Annotated in this window: 21 protein-coding genes and 4 pseudogenes; 11 read left to right on the plus strand and 14 right to left on the minus strand. The window is 65.9% G+C overall.

The window, feature by feature from the left end; genetic code table 11:
• Positions 1 to 486: pseudogene (locus tag NI18_RS25035) on the plus strand (hypothetical protein); the annotation flags it as partial.
• A complete protein-coding gene (locus NI18_RS10140) occupies positions 480 to 899 on the plus strand; it encodes a hypothetical protein (RefSeq protein WP_052149119.1) in 420 nt (139 codons plus the stop codon). The pseudogene NI18_RS25035 and the gene NI18_RS10140, both read left to right, overlap by 7 nt.
• A 207-nt stretch (positions 900 to 1,106) precedes the next feature.
• On the opposite strand, the gene rplL is transcribed toward NI18_RS10140, so the two are convergent.
• Together rplL and rplJ are read right to left on the minus strand one after the other, a co-directional pair.
• Complete coding sequence (rplL, locus tag NI18_RS10145) at positions 1,107 to 1,481, minus strand: 50S ribosomal protein L7/L12 (RefSeq protein ID WP_031392842.1); 375 nt, start codon at positions 1,479 to 1,481, stop codon at positions 1,107 to 1,109.
• Between the two features lie 66 nt (positions 1,482 to 1,547).
• A complete protein-coding gene (gene rplJ, locus NI18_RS10150) occupies positions 1,548 to 2,063 on the minus strand; it encodes a 50S ribosomal protein L10 (RefSeq protein WP_031392843.1) in 516 nt (171 codons plus the stop codon).
• A gap of 403 nt (positions 2,064 to 2,466) precedes the next feature.
• Between rplJ and NI18_RS10155 the strand changes: the two genes are divergently transcribed.
• Together NI18_RS10155 and NI18_RS10160 are read left to right on the plus strand one after the other, a co-directional pair.
• A complete protein-coding gene (locus tag NI18_RS10155; protein WP_192008366.1) occupies positions 2,467 to 4,971 on the plus strand; it encodes a PhoX family phosphatase in 2,505 nt (834 codons plus the stop codon).
• Positions 4,972 to 5,066: 95 nt separating this feature from the next.
• On the plus strand, positions 5,067 to 5,921 hold the full coding sequence (locus NI18_RS10160; protein ID WP_037529824.1) for an oxidoreductase: 855 nt from the start codon (positions 5,067 to 5,069) through the stop codon (positions 5,919 to 5,921).
• A gap of 84 nt (positions 5,922 to 6,005) precedes the next feature.
• Here NI18_RS10160 and rplA read toward each other — a convergent pair whose 3' ends face one another.
• Positions 6,006 to 6,698: a 50S ribosomal protein L1 gene (rplA, locus tag NI18_RS10165; protein WP_031439626.1), complete on the minus strand. Its 693-nt coding sequence runs from the start codon at positions 6,696 to 6,698 to the stop codon at positions 6,006 to 6,008.
• Between the two features lie 4 nt (positions 6,699 to 6,702).
• On the minus strand, positions 6,703 to 7,134 hold the full coding sequence (rplK, locus tag NI18_RS10170; protein WP_031392847.1) for a 50S ribosomal protein L11: 432 nt from the start codon (positions 7,132 to 7,134) through the stop codon (positions 6,703 to 6,705).
• Positions 7,135 to 7,659: 525 nt separating this feature from the next.
• On the opposite strand from rplK, the gene NI18_RS10175 reads away from it, so the two are divergent.
• The 3 genes and pseudogenes from NI18_RS10175 to NI18_RS27970 form a co-directional block, all read left to right on the plus strand.
• On the plus strand, positions 7,660 to 7,971 hold the full coding sequence (locus NI18_RS10175; protein ID WP_037529825.1) for a hypothetical protein: 312 nt from the start codon (positions 7,660 to 7,662) through the stop codon (positions 7,969 to 7,971).
• A gap of 122 nt (positions 7,972 to 8,093) precedes the next feature.
• Entirely contained in the window at positions 8,094 to 9,422 is a 1,329-nt protein-coding gene (locus NI18_RS22280) for a diguanylate cyclase (RefSeq protein WP_052149120.1), read from the plus strand.
• Positions 9,423 to 10,119: 697 nt separating this feature from the next.
• A pseudogene (locus NI18_RS27970) lies at positions 10,120 to 10,623 on the plus strand (methyl-accepting chemotaxis protein); the annotation flags it as partial.
• Positions 10,624 to 10,912: 289 nt separating this feature from the next.
• Here NI18_RS27970 and NI18_RS10190 read toward each other — a convergent pair.
• The 3 genes and pseudogenes from NI18_RS10190 to NI18_RS10200 form a co-directional block, all read right to left on the minus strand.
• Positions 10,913 to 13,854, minus strand: a pseudogene (locus tag NI18_RS10190) (TonB-dependent receptor).
• 190 nt (positions 13,855 to 14,044) lie between these two features.
• Positions 14,045 to 14,722, minus strand: a complete 678-nt coding sequence (locus NI18_RS10195; protein ID WP_037529848.1) for an FCD domain-containing protein — start codon at positions 14,720 to 14,722, stop codon at positions 14,045 to 14,047.
• 39 nt (positions 14,723 to 14,761) lie between these two features.
• Positions 14,762 to 16,108, minus strand: a complete 1,347-nt coding sequence (locus tag NI18_RS10200) for a gluconate:H+ symporter (protein ID WP_037529826.1) — start codon at positions 16,106 to 16,108, stop codon at positions 14,762 to 14,764.
• A gap of 366 nt (positions 16,109 to 16,474) precedes the next feature.
• Between NI18_RS10200 and NI18_RS10205 the strand changes: the two genes are divergently transcribed.
• Both NI18_RS10205 and NI18_RS10210 read left to right on the plus strand, forming a co-directional pair.
• A complete protein-coding gene (locus NI18_RS10205; RefSeq protein WP_037529849.1) occupies positions 16,475 to 16,687 on the plus strand; it encodes a LuxR C-terminal-related transcriptional regulator in 213 nt (70 codons plus the stop codon).
• An 85-nt stretch (positions 16,688 to 16,772) separates the two neighbouring features.
• Positions 16,773 to 19,773 (plus strand): annotated as a pseudogene (locus NI18_RS10210) (glycosyl hydrolase family 28-related protein).
• A gap of 406 nt (positions 19,774 to 20,179) precedes the next feature.
• On the opposite strand, the gene NI18_RS10215 reads toward NI18_RS10210, so the two are convergent.
• Both NI18_RS10215 and NI18_RS25655 read right to left on the minus strand, forming a co-directional pair.
• Positions 20,180 to 21,658 carry a hypothetical protein gene (locus tag NI18_RS10215; protein ID WP_306286345.1) on the minus strand — a complete coding sequence of 493 codons (1,479 nt, stop codon included), beginning with the start codon at positions 21,656 to 21,658 and terminating at the stop codon, positions 20,180 to 20,182.
• A gap of 376 nt (positions 21,659 to 22,034) precedes the next feature.
• The gene (locus NI18_RS25655; RefSeq protein WP_198526994.1) at positions 22,035 to 22,262 is read right to left on the minus strand and encodes a hypothetical protein; all 228 of its coding nucleotides are present in this window, start codon (positions 22,260 to 22,262) and stop codon (positions 22,035 to 22,037) included.
• A 9-nt stretch (positions 22,263 to 22,271) separates the two neighbouring features.
• On the opposite strand from NI18_RS25655, the gene NI18_RS25660 reads away from it, so the two are divergent.
• A complete protein-coding gene (locus tag NI18_RS25660; RefSeq protein WP_198526995.1) occupies positions 22,272 to 22,430 on the plus strand; it encodes a hypothetical protein in 159 nt (52 codons plus the stop codon).
• A 238-nt stretch (positions 22,431 to 22,668) separates the two neighbouring features.
• On the opposite strand, the gene NI18_RS10225 is transcribed toward NI18_RS25660, so the two are convergent.
• From NI18_RS10225 to NI18_RS10245, 5 genes are all read right to left on the minus strand, one after another.
• Complete coding sequence (locus NI18_RS10225; protein WP_037529852.1) at positions 22,669 to 22,911, minus strand: DUF2312 domain-containing protein; 243 nt, start codon at positions 22,909 to 22,911, stop codon at positions 22,669 to 22,671.
• A 276-nt stretch (positions 22,912 to 23,187) separates the two neighbouring features.
• Positions 23,188 to 23,370 carry a hypothetical protein gene (locus NI18_RS10230; RefSeq protein WP_037529829.1) on the minus strand — a complete coding sequence of 61 codons (183 nt, stop codon included), beginning with the start codon at positions 23,368 to 23,370 and terminating at the stop codon, positions 23,188 to 23,190.
• Positions 23,367 to 23,786: an XRE family transcriptional regulator gene (locus NI18_RS10235; protein ID WP_198526996.1), complete on the minus strand. Its 420-nt coding sequence runs from the start codon at positions 23,784 to 23,786 to the stop codon at positions 23,367 to 23,369. The genes NI18_RS10230 and NI18_RS10235 overlap by 4 nt, the downstream gene beginning before the upstream one ends.
• Positions 23,783 to 23,968, minus strand: coding sequence for a hypothetical protein (locus NI18_RS10240; RefSeq protein ID WP_037529830.1), 186 nt, complete (start codon positions 23,966 to 23,968; stop codon positions 23,783 to 23,785). The genes NI18_RS10235 and NI18_RS10240 overlap by 4 nt, the downstream gene beginning before the upstream one ends.
• A gap of 92 nt (positions 23,969 to 24,060) precedes the next feature.
• On the minus strand, positions 24,061 to 24,546 hold the full coding sequence (locus tag NI18_RS10245; RefSeq protein WP_128082179.1) for a hypothetical protein: 486 nt from the start codon (positions 24,544 to 24,546) through the stop codon (positions 24,061 to 24,063).
• Positions 24,547 to 25,164: 618 nt separating this feature from the next.
• On the opposite strand from NI18_RS10245, the gene NI18_RS10250 reads away from it, so the two are divergent.
• Complete coding sequence (locus NI18_RS10250) at positions 25,165 to 25,668, plus strand: helix-turn-helix domain-containing protein (protein ID WP_128082180.1); 504 nt, start codon at positions 25,165 to 25,167, stop codon at positions 25,666 to 25,668.
• Positions 25,669 to 25,992 lie beyond the last annotated feature (324 nt).

Here is a 25,992-nt window from a genome sequence, read left to right on the forward strand (position 1 = left end):
GGCACCAGCGTTCCGGCAACCACCGCGAGCCCCGAAGTCGCACCCGCCGCCGCGTCGTCCTCCGCCCCCGTCGAACGCACGATCGCCGCGCCGGAGCAGGGCAGGGCGATGCCGTTCTGGCTCTGGCTGGCGGTCATCCCGATCGTCGTCATCGCACTGTGGTTGCTGCGCAGGGGGCCGCGTAAACGGCATGATCGGCTGGACTATCACGAGCCCGAACCGCTGATTGAAGCCGAGGCACCGCCGGCAAGGCCGCTTCCCCCGCTACCCACGCCGGCGCCGGTCCCGCCGAGCCCCGCGCGGGTGGTGACGCCGACCCCGGCAATCGTACCGCCGTCAGCGCCTGAGCCCGCGACGTCGGCAACCCCGCAATTTCTCGACCGGCGTGCGCGCGAGCCGGAGCGGGCGCGTCTGTCGGTCGAGCTGCGCCCGCTTCGTGCTGGGTTGAACCTGCTCAGCGCGACGCCGAGTGTGAGCTCGTGGTGACGAACGTTGGTGCGGGCGTGGCGGAGGCGATCCGGGTCCAGGCGGTCCTGCTGAGCGCGCATGCTGGACAGGACGCCGATCTGACGGCGGTGAATGCGGGTCAGGTCGCGCGTCCGGCGACCGCGCCGTTCACGCTCGCGCCGGGCGAGTCACGCACGATCCGGACGGTCTCGGCCATGTCGCGCGAGGCGATCCACAGCATGACCGCGGCCGACCGGCCGATGTTCGTGCCGATCGTCGCGGTCAACATCCGCTATGCCAGCGGGGCGATTGCCGGTCAGACCGCGCGTGCCTGGGCGATCGGTGTCGAGCGGGTCGACTCGGCCAAGCTTGCGCCGTTCTGGCTCGATATCCCTGCGCGCATGTATGACGGGATCGCCGCGCGTCCCCATGCGCCCGCTATCGAAGTCTAGGCGGGCGCAGGCGAGGGGCCGGGTCGCATCGATCCGGCCCGGTTGCGTTCTATCAGGCATAAAAAAGGGGCGACCCCATCGCTGGGGCCGCCCTTTTTTAGCTGCGGCCAGCAGGGGCGGAGCCCCTGCTGCGTCGGTCGGTGCAAGCACCGCCGGCCGGCCTTGCGGGGAGTGCGGACCAATATGGTCCGTCTCTCCCGCTGCGGCTTACTTGACCTCGACGGTCGCGCCAGCTGCTTCGAGCTGTGCCTTGATCTTGGCGGCTTCGTCCTTCGACACGCCTTCCTTGACGGCCTTGGGAGCCGACTCGACCAGCGTCTTTGCTTCGGTCAGGCCGAGCGACGTGATCGCGCGGACTTCCTTGATGACGTTGATCTTCTTGCCACCGTCGCCGGTCAGGATGACGTCGAATTCGGTCTGCTCTTCAGCGGCCGGTGCGGCTGCGCCGCCGCCAGCTGCCGGTGCTGCGACCGCTGCTGCGGCCGAAACGCCCCACTTCTCTTCGAGCAGCTTCGAAAGCTCAGCTGCTTCGAGAACGGTCAGTTCGCTCAGGCTCTCAACGAGCGCGTTCAGGTCTGCCATGATAAATCTCCATCTCGGGGCATGTGCCCCATCAGTTCAAAAAAGTAACGAAAAGAGCCTGCAAGATCAGGCGGCTTCCTTCTCCGCGTAGGCGGAAAGCACGCGCGCGAGCTGCGCTGCCGGAGCCTGCGTGATCGTCGCCAGCTTCGTGGCAGGTGCCACGATGAGGCCGAGGATCTTGGCACGCAGTTCATCCAGCGAGGGCAGCGTTGCGAGCGCCTTCACACCGTCGACGTCGAGGGTCGTCGCGCCCATCGCCCCACCCACGATTTCGAACTTGTCGTTCGTCTTCGCGAATTCCACGGCCACCTTGGCGGCCGCGACGGGATCGATGGAGCTGGCCAGACCGACCGGACCCGTGAGCATGTCGCCCAGCGAGCTGTAGTCGGTGCCGTCCATGGCGATCTTGGCAAGCTTGTTCTTCGAGACCTTGTAGGTCGCGCCGGCGTCGCGCATCTTGTTCCGCAGCACAGTGGACTGTGCGACGGTCAGGCCGAGGTTGCGCGTCACAACGACGACGCCGACCTCGGAGAAGGTGCGGTTCAGCTCGGCTACGGCCGCGGTCTTTTGATCACGATCCATGCCATTCTCCACGTTTTCAGGTTCACCGTTTGCACGGTGGACCCGGTTACTAACCGGAGGCGCAGACAAGCCCGCGCTTCCGGGTGTCTCGTCGATGGGGCATGGGAGAGGGCAGGCGCCGGAAGCGCTCCGCAAAATCTCATTCCCCGTCTAGGTGGGAGATTAAGCGCCGGCAAACCCGGTGCACCCACTGTCTCGGACGGAGTTCGGCAGGCGGACCCGCCGAACGAAGCCGCCGCATAGCCGAATCGGTCGCGAAGTCAATCGCTCAGATGCGGTCCGGTGCGTGTCGCGGAACCGTCACGTGACTGACGCGAAGGTGTCTCCGTTCCTTCACCGCACTGCCGCTTTACCCGGCCAAAGCTCAGCCTAGCGGTCAGATCGGCCGATCCCGGGGGGACGTATGAAAATTCCGACGAACATGACGATGGCCTATCACGATGGCGATATCGACACGAACACCAGCGCCAATCCGCATCTGAACGATCTGATCGCGGTGCGCTATTCCCGTCGCCAGACGCTGATGGGCGGCCTGTCCGCCGCGACCGCCGCGGTGTTCGGCGGCATGCTGCTCGCGGGTTGCGACGAGGATGACCCGCGGCGTGCGGTCACCGTGCAGGCCGGTGCATCGGGCGCGACCTCGGCGGGCAAGACGGTCACGCTGACGGGCACGGTAGCGTCGGGCAGCGCGACGGGCGTCGCCTGGGCCCAGACCGGCGGCCCGGCCGTGACGCTCGCCAACGCGAACACCGCGACCGCGACCTTCACCGCGCCAAGCGTCGCTGCCGACACCACGCTCACCTTCACCTTCACCGGCACCAGCACCGACAATATCCGCAGCGAGACCTCGACCAGCGTCACCGTCAGCCCGGCGCGGCTCGACTTCACCGCGGTTCCCAAGAGCCTTGCCGACGTCGTCTCGGTACCGGCCGGCTACAGTGTCACCGTCCTCTACCGCTTGGGCGATCCGATCGCGAGCGGTGTCGGCGCCTATGCCAATGACGGCAGCGACACGAACTTCGCACGCCGTGCGGGCGATCATCACGACGGCATGAGCTATTTCGGGCTGGCCGCGACCGGCAGCACCCCCGACGCCAACGGCAACACGCGCGGCCTGCTCGTGCTCAACCACGAGAATATCACCCAGGCCTATCTGCACGTCAACGGCGCGACGACCACCGGCGGCGCGATCGGTGCGGGCGGTGTCCGCCCCGAGGCCGAAGCGCTGAAGGAAATGGAATGCCACGGCGTCTCGGTGATCGAGATCAGCCGGTCGGCGACCGCGTGGAGCTATGTCCCCGCCTCGGCGCTCAACCGCCGTATCACGCCGCTGACGCCGATGAGCTTCAGTGGTCCGGTCCGCGGCAACGCGCTGCTCAGGACTCGCTATTCGACCGATGGCACGGCGGGCCGCGGGACGATCAACAACTGTGCGAACGGCACGATGCCGTGGCACACCTATCTGACCAACGAGGAGAATTGGGCGGGCTATTTCCGTCGCCAGTTCGGTGACGTCGCCGCACGCGGCGGGTCGACCGCCAAGCAGAATGTCTCGCTCGCCCGCTACGGCATCCGCGAGACTGCCAATGCCACGACGTTCAACGGCAATTACGGCTGGGCGTCGGTCGTGCCGGCCGATTCCGCCAACACGCTCTATGCGCGCTGGAACGTCACCACGACCGCCGCGACCGATGCCACGGGCGATTTCCGCAACGAGGCGTTCCAGTTTGGCTGGGTGGTCGAGATCGATCCGTTCGATCCCGCCTCAACCCCGCGCAAGCGCACCGCGCTCGGCCGCATGAACCATGAGGGTTGCGAGATCGGCCGGACGATCGCGGGCGTCAAGCCGGCCTTCTACATGGGCGACGATGCGCAGAACGAATATATCTACAAGTTCGTGTCCGCCACGCCCTGGTCGGCGGCAGACGCGAACGCGACCAACCGGCTTGCGATCGGCGACAAATATCTCGACTCGGGCACGCTCTATGTCGCCAAGCTCAACGCCGACGGTTCGGGCCAGTGGCTGCCGCTGGTGTTCGGTCAGGGGCCGCTCACCAGCGCCAATACGACCTATCCCTTTGCGGATCAGGCCGATGTGCTGATCAATGCGCGTCTGGCGGGCGATGTCCTGGGCGCGACCAAGATGGATCGTCCCGAATGGACCGCGGTGAACCCGGCGACGGGCGAGATGTACTGCACGCTGACCAACAACTCGTCGCGCACCGCGGCGAATGTCGATGCGTCGAACCCGCGTGCCTATACCGATCCCAAGACCACCGGTGGCCAGACCACGGGCAACGCCAACGGCCATGTCATCCGTCTGCGCGAGACCGGCGACACGTCGGAGGCGACCGCCTTTACGTGGGACATCTACGCATTCGGTGCGGGCAGCGATCTCGATGCAACCAACATCAACCTGTCGGGGCTCGACGCGACGAACGACTTCTCGTCGCCCGATGGCCTGTGGTTCGGCCTGCCGAGCAATCCGACCGGCAATGTCACCCCGGTGATGTGGATCGAGACCGATGACGGCGCCTATACCGACGTCACCAACTGCATGCTGCTCGCGGCAATCCCGGGCCGTGTCGGCGACGGCGGCACGCGCGCCGTGACGAGCACGCTCGGCGGGACCAGCAACACGGTCACGACGCGGATCGGCAAGGCGCCGGCCACGACGCTGCGGCGATTCCTGGTCGGGCCGAAGGAATGCGAGATCACCGGCATCCACTCGACCCCGGATGGCCGCTCGCTGTTCGTCAACATCCAGCATCCCGGTGAGAATGGTGGTCCCACCAACATCACCAGCAGCTGGCCCGCGAACCAGGCCGGCGCGGTCGCGACCCCGTCGCGTCCGCGCTCGTCGACGATCGTCATCACCAAGAACGATGGCGGTATCATCGGGCTGTAAGCAGGGCAGGGGGCGGGTCGCATAACGGACCCGTCCCCGGCTTTCGGCGTTACCTCCTGCGAACGCATATCCAGCGTATCCGGAAAGGTTCGTCCATGACTCTCCCCGCATCGCCCGTCTGGTTCATCACGGGTTGCTCCACCGGCTTCGGTCGCGATCTCGCCAGGCTGGTCCTGGATCGCGGGTGGCGCGCCGTCGTCACCGCGCGGGACGCCGACCGGGTCGCCGACCTTGTCGAGGGACATGACGACACCGCACTCGCCCTTGCGCTCGACGTCAACGACCAGGCGCAGGTCGAGGCTGCGGTCGCGGCGGCCAAGGCGAGGTTCGGCCAGATCGACGTGCTCGTGAACAATGCGGGCTATGGCTATCAGGCGACCGCCGAAGAGGGGGACGAGGCCGAGATCCGTGCCCAGTTCGACACCAATGTATTCGGGCTGTTCGCGATCACCCGCGCGGTCCTGCCGATCATGCGCACGCAGGGCAGCGGCAACATCGTCAACTTCACCTCGGTCGCCGGGCTCATCGGGTTTCCGGGATCGGGCTATTATGCGGCATCGAAACATGCGGTCGAGGGCTGGTCCGACGCGCTGCTTGCCGAGGTCGGGCCACTCGGCATCGGCGTGACCTGTGTCGAGCCGGGGCCGTTCCGCACCGACTGGGCGGGGCGATCACTCCGCCAGACGCCGAGCCAGATTGCCGATTATGCCGATACCGCGGGCGCGCGGATGGCGGGAACGAAGGACGTCAGCGGGACGCAGGCCGGGGATCCGGTCCGGGCAGGCGAGGCGATCATCGCCGCGGTCAGCCAGGACGTGCCGCCGCGCCATCTGGTGCTCGGCGCATTCGGCTATGAGGCCGTGACCGCAAAGCTGCGCGAACGGCTGGCCGCGATTGAAGCGGCGCGCGACATCAGCCTGGGTGCGGACTTTCCAGCCGATGCGACCTGAGCGCATCAGGCGGCCCTGACGCAGAAAGGGCCGGGAGATCGCTCTCCCGGCCCCTTTCCTAACACTCAAAAGCGCGAACGCCGATCAGGCGCCGGCGACTTCCGTCGTGTCGACCTTGATCCCGGCACCCATGGTGCTCGAAACCGCAATCTTGCGGACATACTTGCCCTTCGCGCCCGACGGCTTGGCCTTGACCACGGCGTCGACCAGCGCATCGAAGTTCGCGCGCAGGTCTTCTGCCGGGAACGACGCCTTGCCGATGCCCGAGTGGATGATGCCGGCCTTCTCGACGCGATATTCGATCTGGCCGCCCTTGGCGTCCTTGACCGCCTGCGCGACGTTCATCGTCACCGTGCCGAGCTTCGGGTTCGGCATCAGGCCCTTGGGGCCCAGCACCTTACCGAGACGACCGACGATGCCCATCATGTCCGGGGTCGCGATGCAGCGATCGAAATCGATCGTGCCACCCTGGATGGTCTCCATCAGGTCTTCCGCGCCGACGACGTCTGCGCCTGCTGCGAGAGCCTCTTCAGCCTTCGCGCCGCGGGCGAACACGCCGACGCGGACGGTCTTGCCGGTGCCCTTGGGCAGCGTCACCACGCCGCGGACCATCTGGTCTGCGTGACGCGGATCGACGCCCAGGTTCAGCGCGACTTCGATCGTCTCGTCGAACTTCGACGTGGCGCCCGAGCGTGCGAGCGCGATCGCTTCGTCAATTGCGTGAAGCTTGACGGTGTCGACCGTGACGGCCTTCTGCTTCTTGGTCAGCTTTGCCATGATATCAGCCCTCCACCACTTCGAGGCCCATTGCGCGGGCGCTGCCTTCGATGATCTTCGTCGCAGCGTCGATATCGTTGGCGTTGAGGTCCTTCATCTTCGTCGTGGCGATCTCGCTCAGCTGCGAGCGCTTGATCTTGCCAGCGACGACCTTGCCCGGCTCCTTCGAACCCGACTTGAGACCGGCGGCCTCCTTGATCAGGTACGATGCCGGCGGGGTCTTCGTCTCGAACGAGAACGAGCGATCCGCATAGACCGTGATGACGGTCGGGATCGGCATGCCCTTCTTCAGTTCGCTCGTGCCGGCGTTGAACGCCTTGCAGAACTCCATGATGTTCACGCCGCGCTGACCCAGCGCAGGCCCGATCGGCGGCGCGGGCTTTGCCTCGCCTGCAGGGACCTGCAGCTTGATGTATCCGGTAATCTTTTTAGCCATGTCACTCTCTTGATAGGGGCCGCCCGCACAAGCGCGTACAGCCCGGTTTCGAGTCTAGCGGTACGAACGACGCACGCTCGACGCGCGTCTCCCGCAGGTTCCATCATCAGATGTTGGAAGCTGGCGCGCATAGCCGAGGCGTGCCGCTCGTGCAAGCCCGTGCACCGACCATTGGCGATCGCGCCGCAGGCGCCGGCCATGTCCCGGCGTCGGGATCACCCGACCGGTCACAGCAACGGCTGGCGCCGAGTATGCAACCGATTGCAGTCCAAAAGTCTTCACCGTTACCGCAATGATCCAGATCAGCAAATTCCAAGTTATTCGTACAAGATGATCTAAATCATGAGCGAAAACACAGCAAATGTGGCAAGTCCTGCACGAGGAGATATTAGGACAGCCATGAGAGCGGCCTTTGATCATGACAGCGGAACATTGAGATTCCTTACAATAGCGCTAGGGCTTGCGCTTGGTCTGATGATCCCGCTTGGATTCATATTGGCATGCTCGCTTATACTTGACCGGCCGGTGACGATACTTATCGTCGGAATTATCGTTGGAATATCCGCAACCTATGCCCTGTCGGTGATCCTGATGCGGCCGTCGAAGCATGACGAGGAGCATGTCGGGGACGCCGTTCCCAAGGTCTCGCTTGCCATGATTTGCCTGGCGACGGCGCTGATCGTCTGCGGGTTCAGCATCTATGTGTCCGACCGGCCGCATTATCTTCTCTACCGGGACATGCCCCATATCGCCGCGGCGATGCTGTTCCTCCCCGGCATGCTCATCGGGTCTGGCTGTATCCTCTGCATGATCGCCGGGCGCGCCGTCTCGCGCTAGGCCGCACGGTTCGTCGCCCGGACCGCGCCAAAAAAGCGCCGACACGCCCGGGGCCCCATGGTGCCGGCCTATAATGGAGGCCGGACGTGTCGTTGCACGCCCGTCACTCCGAGAGTTTCGGCATGGATACGATGATCAACGTCGCGGACGGCGGCGGCAGATGGGATATGGCGAACGCCCCGTTCGTCGTCGACGCGCTGGCGAGGTCGATCCCGACGGTGCAATTCTCGATGGAAGGCGAGGTGCTTGCGGTCAATGATCGCTATCTGCGCATTTTCGGTCGCGAGGCGCAGGACCTGATCGGCGGCCATCACAGCAGCTTCGTCCGGCTGACCGCGGCGGGGGCGGCGGACTATGCGACCGTCTGGAACACGCTGCGCAAGGGGCGTCTGATCCAGACCGAGTTCGGCAGCGTCGCCAAGGATGGTCGCGAAGTCTGGTTGCAGGCAACCTATATGCCGGTGCTGGACAGCAACGGCGTCCCGCAGCGCGTGTTCAAGCTCGCCAATGATATCACGCATGAGCATCAGCACGCCGCGGACCATATCAAGATGCTCGAGGCGATCTCGCGATCGACCGCGATGATCGAATTCGCGCTCGACGGGACGATCCTGTCCGCCAATCCGCTCTATCTCGCAATCACCGGCTATACCGAGACCGACATTCGCGGCCGGCATCACCGCATGTTCGTGACCCCCGAGGACGCCTGCGATCCCAGCTATGACCGATTCTGGGAACGGCTGCGCGAGGGGGAGTTCATACGATCGGAATTCCGGCGGATCGGGCGGGACGGGCGGCCGATCTGGCTGCAGGCGAGCTACAACCCCATCCTCGACGCGTGCGGCAAGCCGACACGGATCGTCAAGATCGCGACCGACATCACCGAATCGGTCGAGCTGCGTCTCGAAAACGCGCATCACGCGTTCAGCGACGCGCTGACCCAGCTCGCCAATCGGCGACGGTTCAACCGGACGCTGGCGGAGGAGGTCCGCCGCGCGATCCGGTCGGGTGACGACCTGTCGCTGATCCTCATCGACATCGATCATTTCAAGCGGTTCAACGATAATCATGGTCATCAGCAGGGCGATGCGTGCCTGCGGATCGTCGCGACCGCCATCCGGTCAGCGGTGCGGCGCGCCAACGATCTGGTCGCGCGTTTCGGCGGCGAGGAATTCGCGGTGCTGCTGCCCAGTGCCGGTGCCGATGTTGCGGCGACCGCGGCGGAAACGATCCGTGCGGCGGTCGAGACGTTGCGCGTCGACCATCAGGACGGGACTCGCCCGGTGCTGACCGTCAGCGTGGGTCACGCATCGCTCAGCCGGGATCACCGCAGCGCCGACGTCCTCGCCGATGATCTCGTCGAGCGCGCGGACCGTGCGCTCTACCGGGCCAAGGAAGCCGGCCGCAACACCGTGTGCGACGACCGCGCCATCCATCCCGAGGCTCCGTGACGCCGCCGTTCCGCGCGCCATTTTCCCGCTCGATCTCTCCCAAAGGATAATCCGAATGCTATGGTTCAAGGCCGACGCGCCTATCCGCCTGAAACTGCTGATCGCCTTTTCCAGTTTCGTCGTTCTGGTCGCCTGCACCGCAATTGCGGGATTGGTCCTTAAGGGCACCGCGCTGATCGGCGCGGGCGTCGCGGCAACGCTGATCGCGGTTGGGCTCGGCTATACCTATCGCGAGATGATCGCGGTGCCCTATGTCACCACCGTCGTTCGTATGGAGGCGCTGGCCGCGGGTGATCTCGAAAGCCCGATCGAGTTCACGAACTTTCGCGACTGCGTCGGCCGCATGACCAAGGCGATGGGAACGTTCCAGGAGAATGCGCGGGTGCAGATTGCGCTGAACGTCGAGGCGTCACGCAACGCCGATGTGGTCAACCGCATGGCGCAGAATTTCAAGCAGGTGGCCGAGGGCAATCTGACTGTCGACATCATCGAGGACTATCCCGCGATCTACGAGGACCTGAAAGCGAACTTCAACATCGCGCTTGCCAGCTTGCGCGACCTGATCCGCTCGGTCGCGCAGGGCGCCTCCAGGATCCAGATCGGCTCGGGCGAGATTGCGCAGGCGTCCGAGGATCTGGCGCGGCGAACCGAGAGCACCGCGGCGAGCCTGGAGGAGACGTCGGCGGCGATCCATCAGATGGACAATCGCCTGAAGGATACCGCGCAGGGCGCGACGCGGTCGGTGGCGACCTCCGAGCAGGCGCTGAGCGCGCTCGATCATGGACGCCACAAGACCGACACGGCGGTCCAGGCGATGGAGCGCGTCAGCGACAGCGCCAAGGGGATCGACAGCGTCATCGAGGGACTCGACAAGATCGCGTTCCAGACCCGCGTCCTGGCGATGAACGCGGCCGTCGAGGCGGGGCGCGCGGGCGATGCCGGACGTGGCTTTGCGGTGGTCGCCGATCTGGTGTCCGCGCTGGCGATGCGGGCCGAGGAGGAGGCCAAGCGTGCGCGTAACCAGCTGACCGTGACGCAGGTCGATATCGGCGCGGCGGTCGACGCGGTGCAGCTGGTCGATCAGGCGCTGTCGGGGATCGTCGCCTCGGGGCGTGAGGCGGCGGATATTTCGCGGCAGATCGCGACCGACAACCAAGCGCAGGCGCTCGCGATCACCGAGGTGAGCGCCGCGGTCGGCAGCATGGATCAGGCGACGCAGAAGAACGCGGCGATGGTCGAACAGACGTCCGCCGCGGCGCGGCAGCTCGCGCAGGAGGTCCAGCTGCTCGCACAGCACGCGCAACGCTTCGTCGTCGATGGCGGCGGGGTCTGGCAGGCGGCACCGGCCTCGGCGGCGCAGCCGGCAACGGGCGGACGCGACCATTATACGCTGGCGAGCGATACCCGGCGGCTGCCCGCCTCCGCGATCACCGCGCTCGGACCCGCCGAGCTGGTAGGACCGACCAGCCGGGTCGGGGGCGGGTCCTGGTCTAGAAGCGGGCGCGCATGCCGACCCGGTAGATACGGCCGAGCGTGTCGTAGAGCGCGGGGTTCACGTCGAGGCCGGTATTGGTCTGCGGCGCGGGTTCGGGATCGTGATCGAACATGTTGTCGACCTTGAAGAACAGGCTGACCTGCTTGGACAGGTTCACCGACCCGCCAAGATCGACGTAGAAGGCGCCTTTCATCGTGTTGTAATCGATCGTCGGGTTATTGGCGGTCGAAGCGGGGCAGGCGGTCGTGCACACGACATACTGGTTGCCGAAATTTCCGTCGGAGAACCAGCGTTCCTGCAACGTCAGACTGAAGAGATCATTGTCGTAGCTCTGCGTGGCGAGCCATTTCCAGTCGGGTGTCGCCCCATTGTTGGCGCCCGCCTGGTCGACCGTCGCGACACCGGCGATGCCTGCCTTCACGAGGAACTCGCGGACATTGGTGCCGAGCGCGCGGAGGGTGAAATTGCCCGGCAGGCCGAGCGGCCGCTTCCACTGGTAGCTCGCCTCGATGTCGAACCCGCTGGTCTTCCACGAGGCGAGGTTGAATGGCTGGACGTTGATGAAATTGCCGCCCTGGGTCGGGCTGTTCAGGACGAAGCCGCCGCAGAACGCCTGATTGCCCTCGAAGCAGAAGCGCACGATCTGGTCCGCCGACAGCGTCGAGATCACGCCGTCAAGCTTGATGCTGTAATAGTCGAACGACAGGCCGAGCCCGGGCAGCCAGGACGGGTGCGACAGGACGATGCCGGCCTCGGTATTGCGCGCGATCTCGGGCTTCAGGTCCGGATTGCCGATGGTGTTCTGGAACGCCTGGACGCCGCCGCCGGGGGGGGGAAGGGGTTGGTGAAGTTGGGCAGCGTCGTGACGGTCGGCGCGGCGAACAGTTCGGACAAATTGGGTGCGCGGACGTCGCGCGACGTCACCGCGCGCAGGCGGATGCCGTCGAGCGGCGTCTCCCAGGTGCCGCCGATCTTCCACGCCCAGATCGTCCCCGACGTGCTGTAATGCGTGACGCGACCCGCACCGTTCAGGTTCGCGCGACCGATTGCATCGCCCTTGAACAGCGGCAGGTTCAGCTCGAGAAAGCCTTCATAGACCTCGTATTTGCCGCCACCGTTCTTGTAGTTGCCCGCCGCCCAGTTGCTGCCCAAAGTCGAGTTGAGCAGCGGGTCCGCGGGATAGTCGGCGCTGTTGGGGCTGAGCGCAGTGACGCCGGCGCCATAGGGATCGCCGTGGACGCGGTAATATTCCCGCCGATATTCGCCGCCGAACGCGACCGCGAGCGGCCCCGCCCACAGGCCGAGCGGCTCGCCTGAAAAGTTCAGGCTGGCGACGTCCTGCGTCAGCTTGGTCCGCTGCATCGGTCCGTTGACCGGCGTGACATAGGCGAGCGCTGCGGCGGAGGGCGGCGACCCGCCGAAGATGTTGATCGGCTGACACCCGGCAGCGCGAGCGGCGGCGTCGGCGCAGACGATCGCGCCGTTCAGCGTGATCGCGTTGGCAGCCGCGACATAGCGGTTCTGCAACACGGTGTTCTCGACATCGATATGCGCGATCGTGATGCCATGTTCGTAATAGCCGTCATAATTCCAGTCGGTGCCGGCCAGATCGAACCGCCCCTTAAGCCCTCCCACGAACCGGTATTGGCGGCGGTCGGTCTGCACCAGCGGATCGGGGAAATTGCCGTTGCTGGTGCCGAAGCCGAACTGCGTGATCCCGGCGGTCGCACAGCGATCGCGGATCAGCTGCGGCAGATACGGATTGGCGCACTGCACGGTCAGACTGGGGCGATTATAGCCCGGGCTCGGCTGGTTGCTGGTCTTCACCTGCGCGAGGTTGACGGTGACATAGGCTTCGTTGTTCTCGGCAAAGTCGAAGCCGACGCGGGTGAAGCCGTTGAGGCGTTCGAGCGAGGATTTGAGCGATGCGCCCGAGCCGGGTGCACCCGACAGGTCGCCGCCGACGCAGAAGCTGTTGCCTGGGAAGCAGCCGGTCACGCCACCCGTCCCGGTCGGGCGTCCGTTCGATCCATAGTTGAAGTTGAACGGCGCACCGTTCTGGTCGAACGCGATCCCCTGTAGCGGGCCGTTGTTGATCAGCCCGAACCGCGCATATTGATAGGGCTGCGCATAGTCGCGATAGTTGAACTGCGGCAGGCCGTTATTCGCCTGGCCCGTATTGACCAGCGTCGTCGCGCGGTACCAGTCGCGCCCCTTGGCGAGATCGGTGCCGAAATCGCCGGGCCCGACGCCGTCCTCATGATCATATTCGGCGCTGACGATCAGGTGCAGCCGGTCGCCCAGCAGCGATTTGCCGAACGCCGCCTGGACCAGCGCCTGCTGATCGTCGCCGTAATTGGTGATGCCGCCCTGGATATTGCCCTTGAACCCGGTGAACCGCGTGTCGGTGATGAAGTTCACCACGCCGCCGACCGCGTCCGAGCCGTAAGAAGCGGACGCACCGCCTGTGACCACGTCGACGCGCTTGACGAGCAGTTGCGGGAACATGCTGATGTCCGGAACGCCCGTCACGTTCGCGCCGACGACGCGTTGCCCGTCGAGCAGCGTCAGCGTCCGGATCGGTCCGAGACCCCGCAGCGAAAACGAGCTGAGCCCCTGCGTCCCGCTTGACGTGCTGAACGTGCCGGTCGCCGCACCGGTCGAGCCTTGCAGCGACGGCAACTGCGCGATCGCGTTGAAGATATTCGGCTGGGCATTTTTGAGGATCTGCTCCTCGCCGATCACGGTCGTCGGCGTCGGCGCGTTGAACCCGCTGGTGGTGATGCGCGTGCCGGTGACGACGATGTCGGCCGCGGACGCCGGCGGCGGGCTGTCCTCGGCAAGCGGCGTCGCCGGCGTCACGGTCGGGGGCGGGGCCGGGGGGGCGGTCTGGGCGAGAACGGGTGTCCCGATCAGCGCGATCGCCGACACCATCATCCCGGTCGCGGTGCCGCTGATGCGTGCGGCAAAATCTCGGTCGTGCCTGGCCTTCGCCATGATCCCATCCCCTTTCGGTCATGGCCCAGGCCGTCTGTCCGGTCCGGGTCCGCAATCCGTTATGCGGCGATCCTATCGTGGACCGGCGGGGGGAACATCTACGACCATCGTCGCAACGTTCGGAGTGCAATCAGGGCATGAGACGCTTGCGGCCCTGCGACAAATGCCACCGCATCGCCAGCGCGGCACCGTCGGCATCCTGCGCCCGGATCGCCTCGACGATCGCGTCATGCTCGTCCATCATCGCGCCGATCACCTCTGGCGCGCGCGACCGCGATATGTCCACGCCGGCGCGCAGGATCCGCATCACGGCATCCTGGAGATGCTCGAACACCGGCAGGAACGCCGCGTTGGCGGTCGCCTCGACGATCGCGCGGTGGAGCAGCCAGTCCTCGTCATGCGCCGGGGCGTTCGACAGCAGCGCCGCGCGCAACGCCTCCAGCGCCTGCTCGATCGCCGCGAGCTGTTCGTCCGAGCGTCGCTGCGCCGCCAGCCGCGCCGCCTCCGCCTCGAGCACGAAGCGGACCTCATAGGTGCCAAGCGTCGCGGCGAGCGCATCCATCGGCATGTGCGTGCCGAGCCGCGCGGACGGCCGCCGCTTGACATAGGAGCCGGCGCCGAGCCGTGCCTGGGTGATGCCGTCCGAGGCAAGCCGGGCCAGCGCTTCGCGGACGATCGTCCGCGACATACCGAACATCGCCGCGAGCTTCGCCTCCGATGGCAGCCGGTCGCCGATCGCGAGTTCTTCGTCGGTGATGATCCGCACGATCGCGGTATAGGCGCGATCCGCCAGCCGCCCCTCGCTCACGAGCACCCGCCCCCTCTCGTCACCGCATCCTGTCCCATCTCAGACGACATAGCTCAGTGCCAGGACGAGGACGAGGCCGACCACCGAGATCGCGGTCTCGAGCAGCGACCAGGTGCGGAAGGTGTCGGCAGTGCTCGTGCCGACATAGCTCTTGACGAGCCAGAAGCCGGGATCGTTGACATGGCTGAAGAAGACCGAGCCTGCGCCGATCGCGAGCACGACGAGTTCGGGGGAGACGCCCGAGTTCGCGACGACGCCGGGCATGATCCCGACCGCAGTGATCGTCGCGACCGTCGCCGACCCCGCCGCGAGCCGGATCGCGACCGCGACGAGCCAGCCCAGCAGCAGCGGGGAGATCGCATGCATCAGCACCGTCCGGGCGAGCAGGTCGGACAGCCCGGCGGTCACCAACACCTGTTTCAGTGAGCCGCCCGCGCCGATCGCCAGCAGGATCGCCCCCGCCGCGCCCATCGTTTCATGCCACACCGCGTCCTGGATCGCTGCCTCGCGCAGCCGTCGCCCGAACAGCAGCGGCAGCGCGACGAGGTTGGTCAGCAGCAGCGCAACGACCGGGTTGCTCGCCGCGACGAGCCATCCCGCCCCCTTCAGCGCGGGCATCATCTGCCCCAGCTCACCCGTCGCGATCATCAGCACCGGCAGCAGCACGATCAGCAGCGACCAGAGCCGCGGCGGCGGCGTGATGGCGAGCCCGGCGTCGGTCGCGACCGGTGACGCCAGCCGGACGCCGCGCGTCGTGATCTTCGCCAGCAGCGGACCCGCGATCACCGCGGTGGGGATCGCGATCAGGATGCCGTACAGCATCGTCCGCCCCAGATCCGCGCCCAGCGCCTCGACCGCCAGCAACGGACCCGGATGCGGCGGGACGAGCGCATGGACGACGCCGAGCCCTGCCAGCGCGGGCATGATCAGCCGGAGCTTGGCGGCATCGCGTGCCGGGCCGTCCTCGCCCGTCATCTCCTCCGCGGCGGCGACGACGATCGGCAGCAGCAGGACCAGCCCGGTTTCGAAGAACAGCGGCAGGCCGACGACGATCGCGATGCCCAGCGTCGCCCAGGGGGCGGCGCGTGCGCCGGTCATCTGCAGCGCACCCCGGGCGAGCGACGCCGCGGCCCCCGACAGATGCAGCATCGCGCCAAGCGACAGGCCGAGCGCGACGACGAGCCCGGTCCCGCCGATGATGTCGCCGACCCCCTTCTGCACCGCCTTGGCGACGTCGGGCAGCGGCAGGCCGGCCAGCAGCCCGACGGTGAACGCGCCGCACAACAGGCCGATAAAGGGATGCAGCCGGCCGCGGACGATCATCACGACGGCCAGGGCGATGCCCGCCAGCGCCGCGATCACTAGCCTCAGGTCGCCGCCGATCACGGATGGGTGCCGTTCGTTCGCATGCGACCGCGCTGTGACTGCATCATCGACATCACTCCCAATGATCCGACGACGCGTTCGTCTGCCGGTTTGATAGCAGCTGTAGGACAGGTTTCTGTCTGAAGACACCGAAAAGGCTTGATCACCGCGAAAATACGGAGGCATAGTCAAGACCTGTCCAACCGACTCCGCAAGAGAGATCGATGGGCTGACACTGAGAAGCCTTTGACCGCGGCGATCGACCGGGGCGTGAAAAGCCGACAGCAGAGGAGGATGACCATGGACGGGACTGCCCAGACCGCACGGCAAATCCAGCACGCCCCCGCGACCTCGAACGCGATCTCGAACGCGGGCCAGGCGCTTGCCATGCGCGCGCCGCTGCCGCGGCTGACGCCGACGCAGATCAAGGTCCTGCGCGGGGTGCATTCGGGATTGCTCAACAAGCAGATCGCCTTCGATCTCGGCATCGCGGAAGCGACGGTGAAGGCGCACATGACAGCGTTGATGCGCAAGCTCAACGTGCGCAACCGCACGCAGGTCGCGGTGCTCGCGCATACGCTCATGCTGCAGGCGGCCTGACCCGGCTACGACCTTTGTCGCGCCTGAAGTGATCAGCGGCCTGCATTAGGCCGGCACCCGGGCGGCACTCACGGAGAGATGAATGATGGACGTGAAATGGCTGGCGGGCACGGCGCTGCTGCTGCTGCTCGCGACCCCGGCGTTCGCCGGGACGACGTCGGTCTATCGTACCGCGCCGGCCGATCCGCGCGCGATCACGGTCCGCGGTGTCGGCGATGGCCGTGCCGATGACAGCGCCGCGATCCAGCAGGCGATCGACGCGGCGGCGGCGGGCGGCAAGGGCGGCGTCGTTTTCCTGCCATCGGGGCGGTACCGGATCAGCCGGACGATCTTCGTCCGCTCGGCGGTTCGCCTGTTCGGGGTGGGACCGACCCGGCCCGAGATCATGCTCGCCGATAACAGTGCGGGCTTCGCATCCGGGGTGGCCGCGATGGTCAGCTTTACCGGCGAGGATCAATACCGGGTCGGCAAGGCGCCGGTGCCGCCGCGGACCAGCGTGCCGTTCGATCCGAGCATCTTCGACGCAACGTCGAGCACCTTCTATTCGGCGCTGTCGAACATCGACTTCCGGATCGGCGCGGGCAATGCTGGCGCGGTCGCGGTGCGCTTTCGCGTCGCGCAGCATGGCTATCTGCGGCATGCCGACTTTCATATCGGATCGGGCCTGGCGGGCGTCTATCAGGCGGGCAATGCCTTCGAGAACCTGCGCTTCTTCGGTGGGCGCTATGGCATCATCTCGGAAAAGACGTCGCCCGCATGGCAATTCACGCTGCTCGATTCGGAATTCTCGGGGCAGCGCGATGCCGCGATCCGCGAGCATGAGGTCGATCTGACTCTGGTCAACGTCGTCATCCGCGACACGCCGGTCGGTATCGAGATCGATCGCGGCTATTCGGATTCGCTGTGGGGGAAGGGCGTCCGGTTCGAGAAAGTGACGCGCGCCGGCATTGTCGTCTCGAACGAGGGCAGCGTCTTCACACAGATCGGGTTCGACAATGCGGTGGCGGTCGACACCCCGGTCTTCGTGCGGTTTCGCGACAGCGGCAAGACGGTGGCGGGATCGGGCGCGCGCTACCGGGTCAGCGACTTCTCCTATGGCCTGAAGCTGCCGGCGCTGGGTGCGATCGGCGCCTATGCGACCGACGTCGCGATGACGCCGCTCGCTCGCTCGCCCGCTCGGCCCGCGCGCGCGATCCGGGCCATGCCGCCGGTTCAGGACTGGGCCAATGTCCATGATCTCGGCGTCAAAGGCGACGACGAGACCGACGATACCGCCGCGCTGCAGCGCGCGGTCGACACGCACCGCGTGCTGTATTTCCCGACCGGGCGCTACCGGGTCACCGACACCATCCGCCTCCGGCCCGACACCGTGCTGATCGCGCTCCATCCCGGCCTCACGCATCTCTATCTGGCCGATTCGACACCGGCCTTCATGGCGGTTGGGGGGACCCAAGGCGCTGATCGAAAGCGCCAAGGGGGGCGATGCGATCGTGTCCGGGCTGGGGCTGTGGACCGGTGGGGTCAACCCGCGCGCGACCGCATTGCTGTGGAAGGCGGGCGAGGCGTCGATGGTCAACGACGTCAAGATCCAGGGCGGCGGCGGCACCGCGCTGACCAAGGGAAGTCCGATCGGCTTCGGTGATCCGCGCGCGCGCTTCGACGGGCAATATCCCAGCATATGGGTGACGGACGGCGGCGGCGGCACCTTTGCCGCCTTGTGGTCCCCCAACACGCTGGCATCGGCGGGGTTTCACGTGTCGAACACCAGCACGCCGGGCCATGTCTACCAGCTGTCGGCCGAGCATCATTATCGCGCCGAAATCGTGCTCGATCATGTCGCGAACTGGGAATTCCTCGCGCCGCAGACCGAGCAGGAGGTTCGGGATGGCGTCGACGCGATTTCGACCGAGATCCGCCATTCGCGCAACATCCTGTTCGCCAATTATCACGGCTACCGCGTCACCCGCTCGATCAAGCCGATGGATGCGGCGATCAAGCTCTACGAGTCGGGCGATATCCGCTTCCGCAACGTCCATGTGAACGCGGAGAGCGGCTTTGCGAGCTGCGATGCCAAGGGTTGTGGCACCTTCGTGCGGGCGAGCAAATATCCCTTCGAGAACGCGATCAAGGACATCACCGGCGGACAGGAGGTCCGCGAGCGCGAATTCGCCCGGCTCGACGTGCCTGCGACTCCCGCGCCCAAGGCGCCGGCTCCGGCGACGGTCGAGAAGCTCGCCGACGGCTTCTATTCGATCGCCGGCGGTGCGGTCGACGCGAACGGCAAACTCTACTTCATAGACCGCCATTTCCAGCGCATCCACGGCTGGTCGAAGCGCGAAGGTCTGTCGATCGTCGCAGAGGCACCACTCGATCCGGTCAATCTGATGGTCGATCGATCGGGGCGGCTGCTGGTCCTGTCGTCGGCAGGGCGCGATGCCACGGTCTATAGCATCGATCCGGCAAAGCCCGCCAACGTCCAGGTCATCGCGCCGACCGCGATCGCCGAGTCCGGCCCGGCGAACAGGGATGCCGCCACCGTGCTGCCGGTCAACGTTTGGGAAAACGGTGAATTCGCGGACCGGATCGATCCCGTCAGCTATCAGTATCCGACGATGGCGGACCTGTTCGCGGCGAAAATGGGCGAGGCCAAGGCGGCGCAATATGTGTCGCCCGACGGTTCGCTCGCGCTGCCCGCCTTTCGCGTGTGGAATCAGGGGCCGGACGATCATCAGGGATGGCGCTGGTCGGATACGCTGAACGCGAACGGCTTCGTCGCCGCGCGGCCCGGCGAGCGCGTCGTCCTGACGAATGCGTCGGAGAATCGCACCTATAGTGGTCTGGTCGGGGCGCAGGGCAGGGTCACCGACCTGAAGCCGGTCGCCGATCGCGGTGGCGAAAGCGTCGCGCGCGATGCCGCGGGCCGGCTCTATGTCGCCAATGGGCAAGTGTTCGTCTATGATGCCGGCGGCGCGCTGGTCCGGCGGATCGACGTGCCCGACCGTCCGCTGCAGCTGGTGATCGGCGGCCCCGACAACCACACGCTGTTCATTCTCACCCACCACGCGCTGTACGCCACAGCGATCTGAGGGCGCGGGTGGTGGTGCGGTCGGGTGGAGGAGTGGTGCCGGTTGCAGGCATCGGTTAAGCATGACTAAGGCCCTGTAATTACGCTGAAAGGTGTTCGATGATTGCGGGGAATGCCCCCAGGGATGCCCCCACATTGGGGGGCTCAATCATCGGTTTCGGGCGCTCGATGCTTGTCGGCCCACGCTTCGAAGTCGCGTTCCCACCACCCCACGCATCGCGTCGTGAGGGCGATCGGCTTGGGGAGATCGCCATCGCGAACACGCCTGCGGATCGTCGATTCGCTAAGGCCGGTGGATGCAACCATGTCGTGAAGGCGCAGGAAGCGACCGCGCTCGCTAGCTACGCCCCGGCGCTTACTTCCAGCCATGGTCCGATCTCGTGGCGCAGAGACGTTGGTGGCGGGCATCAGCGTTCACCTTTTTGTGCACAAGGACACGTCGCAAACCGCAGCAGTGGATGGGCCCATGCGAGGCCGCGCCCGCCAGCGCGGGTGAGCACCGCGAGGACGGCGGTCGTGAGGTCTGCGGACTTTGCCTTCGCCCAACCTGCGAGGGTTGGGGCGTCGACGAACGGCTCGGCGATCGCCAAGCGGTGCTTCTTCGAGAACATGTCCAGCATGTCCCCGGTCGGCGTCCAATAATCCCGGATCCGGGCTTCCTGCTCGATCCCGGCCTCTTGAGCGACGGCGTTATGAACCGCGCAGCAGTGTTCGGCTGTCTCGAGACTGCGCTCGAGCGCGACGCCGGCGACGATCGCGGCCGTGAGGGACTTCGTCGCGGCCGAGGTCTGGCGATATATCAAAAACGCGACCTCGAGATTGTCTTCGGTGAAGAAGTCCTGCTGCGTGATCGTCAGGACCGTATGCGCAGCGACGCGCCCGGCAGGGGTCTCGGCGATATGGTCTCGGGCCAATCCCAAGGCGTCATGCGAGACACCAGTCAGGCCATCGCCGCTGATGATCCGCATGCCCAACTTGTCGCGCCGGTAGCCGGTGTTCAGGAGCGCGCGGGCTTGCGCCCAGACCAAATAGTCGAGGCCGACCGTGCCGCCTTTCTTCGCGTCATCGATCATCGCCGCGCGCAAGATGACCTTCCGGACGGCGCTGAGCGCAAACGCCCCGTCTTTGCTCAACCCGTCATCCTGCTCCGCTACCGCCGCGCGATGATGGCCTGCGAACGCGCTTTCCCCGGCCGGTGGAGCGGGCGTCGCCGGTACGCTGGCGGTTGCGGCCGCAGGCTTCTCGCTGCCGAACTTCGCCGAACGGGATGCCCACCAGTAGGAGATCACCGGCATGCCGCCGGCATCGATCGCGATGTGCGCGACGATGTCGCCTTCCGGCAATTCCAGGCCACCGCCAGCGCGGGGCTTTCCTTTCGCAAGAAGCTGATGATCGACATTGTCCCACTGGTCCTTCGGCTGGTCGGGGATGAATCGCAGATCCGGACGCGCGACAGTCGCGCGCACCTCGGCGCGCACGAGCGCGAGTTTGTCGTCGACGAGCTGCTGCAGCGTGCCTTCGTCGACGACGCGGCCGCGCTCCTCGGCAGCGTCTGCAAATAGATCCATGTCGAACCGCCCGCCGGCGTTCCGATATGTATCCACCCCGACGAACGCGAGCTCGCGCTGGGCGCGCGCGTCGCCGACCTTCATCGCCTTGCGGATCTCGGCGGGCGTCGGGTGGGTCGGATTGATTGGTGCCAGGCGCTGAAACGTGACGAGCTGCAGCTGCTGATCCTCAGTCGCCGCAAACGCACTGGCCTGCCCAGACGATATGTCGCCCGCGCGGAACGCCTCGAAGATCGGCTTCGCTAGTCGGCCGAGGCGCAGCCAGCGGCCGACTATAGTGACGTCCGGCTGGCCGATGCCCTTGGCAATCTGCTCCACGCCATGGCCGCGCGACGCGGCGCGCGCGACGCCCGCCCATAGCTCGTGATCGCGCAGATCGCGTCGGATTAGGTTCTCGGTGATCGACTGCTCGATCAGCTCGGCGTCGCTTAGACCCTCGAGGATCGTGACCTTCACGCCATAGTCCGCGGGCAGATCCCCGTTCTTTACCAGCGCCTTGATCGCGCGGTACCGGCGGCCGCCCGCGACAGCGCCCCACTTCGTTTTGCTGCCCTTCATCGGGTGAACGGCGATTGGGTTCAGCAGCCCGTCAGCGAGGATTGACGCCTGCAGCGCGCTCGTTTCCTCGGCGTCAGGCGAGTAGGTCCGGACGTTCAAATGGGAAAGGCATAGCTGGTCGATCGTCAGGGTCGTGTTAGACATTGGAGGGCTCCGGCTTTGCGGCCGCGAGCGCGCGTTTCGACAGAGCGGCCTTGGTTGGTGCACTCACACCCGCGGCTGCTACCGCCGGTGCGTCGAGATCGGGGAGGGGGGCCGCAACCGGCCGGTCCCCCGAACTGGCGGACGCGATCGCGTCCTCGATATCGGTTTGCCGAGGATCTGGGACGGTATTGCCGTATTGGATCTCGGTCGCGATCGTCACCCAAGTCGCGTGACCAGTACGATCGTGATGCTGCGCGGCGAGCGCCTGCGCGTTCGCCTTTGCCCATCGCGGAGTGCGGCCGCTGCAAACGAGGCACCCGGCAAGCAGATCGCGGCGCTCAGATTTCTGGCGCACGTGCGGGAGCGGGAGCTTCGGCGCGCGCATTAGCGACACGCCATCCATGCTTCGAACGCCTTGGCGTGCGGCGGGCAGAGGTCTTTGTCTTGCGCGGGCGACGTCGTGCACTTGGCGCAGATCGGCGCGTCGCAGGTGCCGCTCTTGCGAGCTGGCGTCTTCCAGTCGCAGGCGAGGGTCGCCACCCGACCGCACGCGCACCGCTGCCGGCGGCGGGTGCCGCAGACGATTGCGGAGCCTCCGCCTGGCAGGGTGACGTGCTGGCAGGCCATCAGATCATCCCCAGCGCTTGGAGATAGACTTCGAGGATGGCTTCCTCTTCTTGGTACTCTTCCTTCTTCTTCTTCCGGATCGACAGGATCCGCCGGATCGCCTTCGGGTCGTATCCGCGCCCCTTGGCCTCCGCCATCACGTCCTTGATGTCGTCGGAGATCCCCTTCTTCTCTTCCTCGAGGCGCTCTGCGCGCTCGATCAGGAGGCGCAGCTCGTCGGCGGCGACCTTGCCACCGCCCATGCCGTGCTCGCGTTCGTCGGCCACCGTCACAGCCCGATCGTCGCGAGGAGCGCGGCTGCGGCACCGGCCGATCTATCGCGAACATGATCGCGGATCCGACTACAGCACCGAGGGTGGCGAGTTTGCCCATGTCGACGGCCGTCAGCCGGTCAGGATCGCTGGGCGCGTAGGGGACGCACGCAGCACAGTCGCAATCGATGTCGTGGATCTCGACGATGCGGACGTGGGGTTCGCGCAGGTGGTAGGCGCGTTCGATCTTTGGCTGAGGATGGCGCATCATGGCCTGTTCTCCGGACGGGTTTGGATGGCGACGCGAAGCGCTTCAAGGCTCCACGCCAGCAGGATGATGACGATCGCGAGGATGGCGATCGCGGGGCGGGTCGATCCGAACACGACCAAGGCGAGCGCTAGGCCGCTGAAGATGGCGGCGATCGCGTGGACGGTGCGCAGGCCGCTCATGCCGCGACATCGCGCTTAGCCGCGGCCGACTGGATGATCGCCAGGCGGTCGGCCGGCTCATGGAAGAAGCAGGCGCTGCAGAGATCTTCGGCGACCCAAGAGCACGAACCGCTGTGGCCGAGGCAAGGATCTGCTTCGCTGCATGCGCAGATCCGGCAGAGCCGCGGGGGCTCGATCGGCGAATGCATTGCGATCGCGGCGAGCTGCGCCAGGATGTCGAGATCGAAGACGAACGCGCGACGAAGCGCGACGATGGTGTTGAACGACATCGGGACGATGTCCGCTTCGATCTGCTCGAGCCATTCGGCGCGGACGTGCTCAGCCAAACGAGGCTCAGTCGCGAGCGCGGCGGCGACGTCGTGAATGCCGAGCCCATGCGCCGTGCGGCGATGCTTCAGATATGCACCCGGGGTCATATGACGGTCCGGCGATCGAGGGGGGCCGATGCCGCGACGTTGACGCGGTCGATCGCGTCCAGAAGCAGACGCATGCCAACCGGCAGGTCGCTGTCGTCGGGCTTGGTGAGTGCCTGCAGCGCAGTGGCTTGCTGCTGCAGCGCGCTCGCTATGTTCGTCAGGGCTAGGCGTCGGTCGGGCATGGCAAATCGTCCAGGCAGCAGTTTCCCGCCCCGTTGATCGCGTTGATCAGCGGGCGGGCGGGGTTGGCGGCGATGTCTGTGTTTCGGCGGCGTCAGCCGTCGGGTGGGTTGGGCCCGTCACGGGCGCGGCGGATCCGCCCCTGAAGATGCGCGATGACTGTTGCGGACGCGTTGTCGGCCTGCTCGACCTCGTGGAGCGCGTTCTGCAAGTCCTGGAGGGTAGCGCCGGGTAGCTGAGCAGCGATCAACGCGCAGGACGCCTCGCCCGCTTCCTTGACGAAATCGAACGTTAGTCGGCCGGTGGCATGCTCTTCTGCGAACTTCGCTTCCGCTGCCGCCTCGACGATGCGCGCATAGGTATCGAGCAGTGGATAGCCTTCACGGCCGCCAGCGCGATACTCGAGGTCGAGCGCGATCGCGTCCTCGATCGTTAGACGTTCGCGCTTGTCGGGATCCGACAGCGCACGGAGATAACTTTCGGCGCGACCGGTGACTTCGGCGGCGCGCTCGATGGTGAGCGTACCGAGCACCCGGTACAGGGTGTTCTCGATCGTCACGGCTTCACGAAGCTTAGTCATACCGTGGCTGCCCGAATATTGGCGCCGATCGCTGCATACGACCGGCGCCGGGAGCTCCATGCGTCTGGAGTGGCAGACTGAGGGGGGGCACATGCCACACCGTGTCGGACGGTGGGGCATGGGTTCCGACCGGTCTGCCAGCGGTCGAAAGGGAAGGCTGTTGATGCGCACAAGGCTGCATCGGAAGGAATTACGTCGCGGAGCGGAGGGGGGGAGGCGCACCGCGACGCTCGTCGCCCGTGTGGCGACCGAGACAAACTGATGAGGATTGAGCAGCGATGGTCATCGCGTGGGCTCCAGGTCCGTAGCGGCCGGGGCTTGCTCAATTGGGTAGATGTCAGGCCGCAGATCATGGCGCGATACGCCAGTCGCCTCTTCGGCTCGCAACACCCATCCTGCGGCAGCAGGCTTCTTTGCATTCAGGCGCTGCCAGACCGCGCCCTGTGTGACGCCGACGACACGACCAAACGGAGCCTGGCCGCCAGCAATCTGGACTGCTTGGCAAGCGCTTCGGAAGGGGTGATTTGATCAGCCACGTTCGCAGCCTATGAGCAATCTCGTAGGCGTGCAATATGAATCTCGTAATCAATACTATTTTGCTAGTTGTACAACGGTGCCGTGGTGACGGTAGCAGAACGGCTTGGTGAAGCTATGGCGGCTCAGCGCGTGAGCCAGTCTGGGTTGGCGCGCGCCGTCGGCGCAACGCAAGGTTCCATCAGCCTCATCTTATTAGGCAAGACTACGAACTCACGCCTGCTACCGAAGATTGCGACATTTCTTGGGGTCTCGCTTGCTTGGCTGCTCGGTATGGCGGATGACCCAAGCGACGACGCCGTTGTGCCTGTCCTGCCGCCCCAAGTCATGCTTCCGGTTGTGCTCCCGAGCGAAAACGCGTTGGCAGACATGTTTGAAGGATTGTTGCTCGTGATCGATGAGCTTCAACCGGTTCGGGAACGTCCGCTGGACGATATCGCGCGTGAACTCGCTCAGCTGCTGCCCACCGGGATGTCGCAGCTGCAAGGTCGGCTTTTCGAGATGCCTCGGCCTCCTCGTCAGCGTACGACAGCTGCAAAAGCAAAGACTCAAGCTCTCGCCAGTGGCGATCGCGAACAGCAGCAATGACTGCACATCGCGCCGCGCAGGGTACGCATGCCTGGCTGCATCCGGGCGCTTCCCGGAAAACTGAACCTTGTGCCCTAACGCGTGCCTCCTGTTCTATTTATGTTCTTTATCAAGGGCGCGGGCTGGAAGCGAGTGGGTCTTAAAGAAATTGTCATCTAGGTCATCATCGCACTGGCCTGTGTCGCTACTAGCACGCGGATGACGACGAGCGGGCGAAGGGGTATCGACGGGGTACATCCTCCAAGGCTCACCCTAAAAACTACGTATTTGTGCGGGTTTCCCGACCCTACGGCGGAGAGGTCCTCCGCCGCGCTGGAGCTACGC

It is taken from the genome of Sphingomonas sp. Ant20 (genome assembly GCF_000783375.1).
Lineage (GTDB): Bacteria > Pseudomonadota > Alphaproteobacteria > Sphingomonadales > Sphingomonadaceae > Sphingomonas > Sphingomonas aerolata.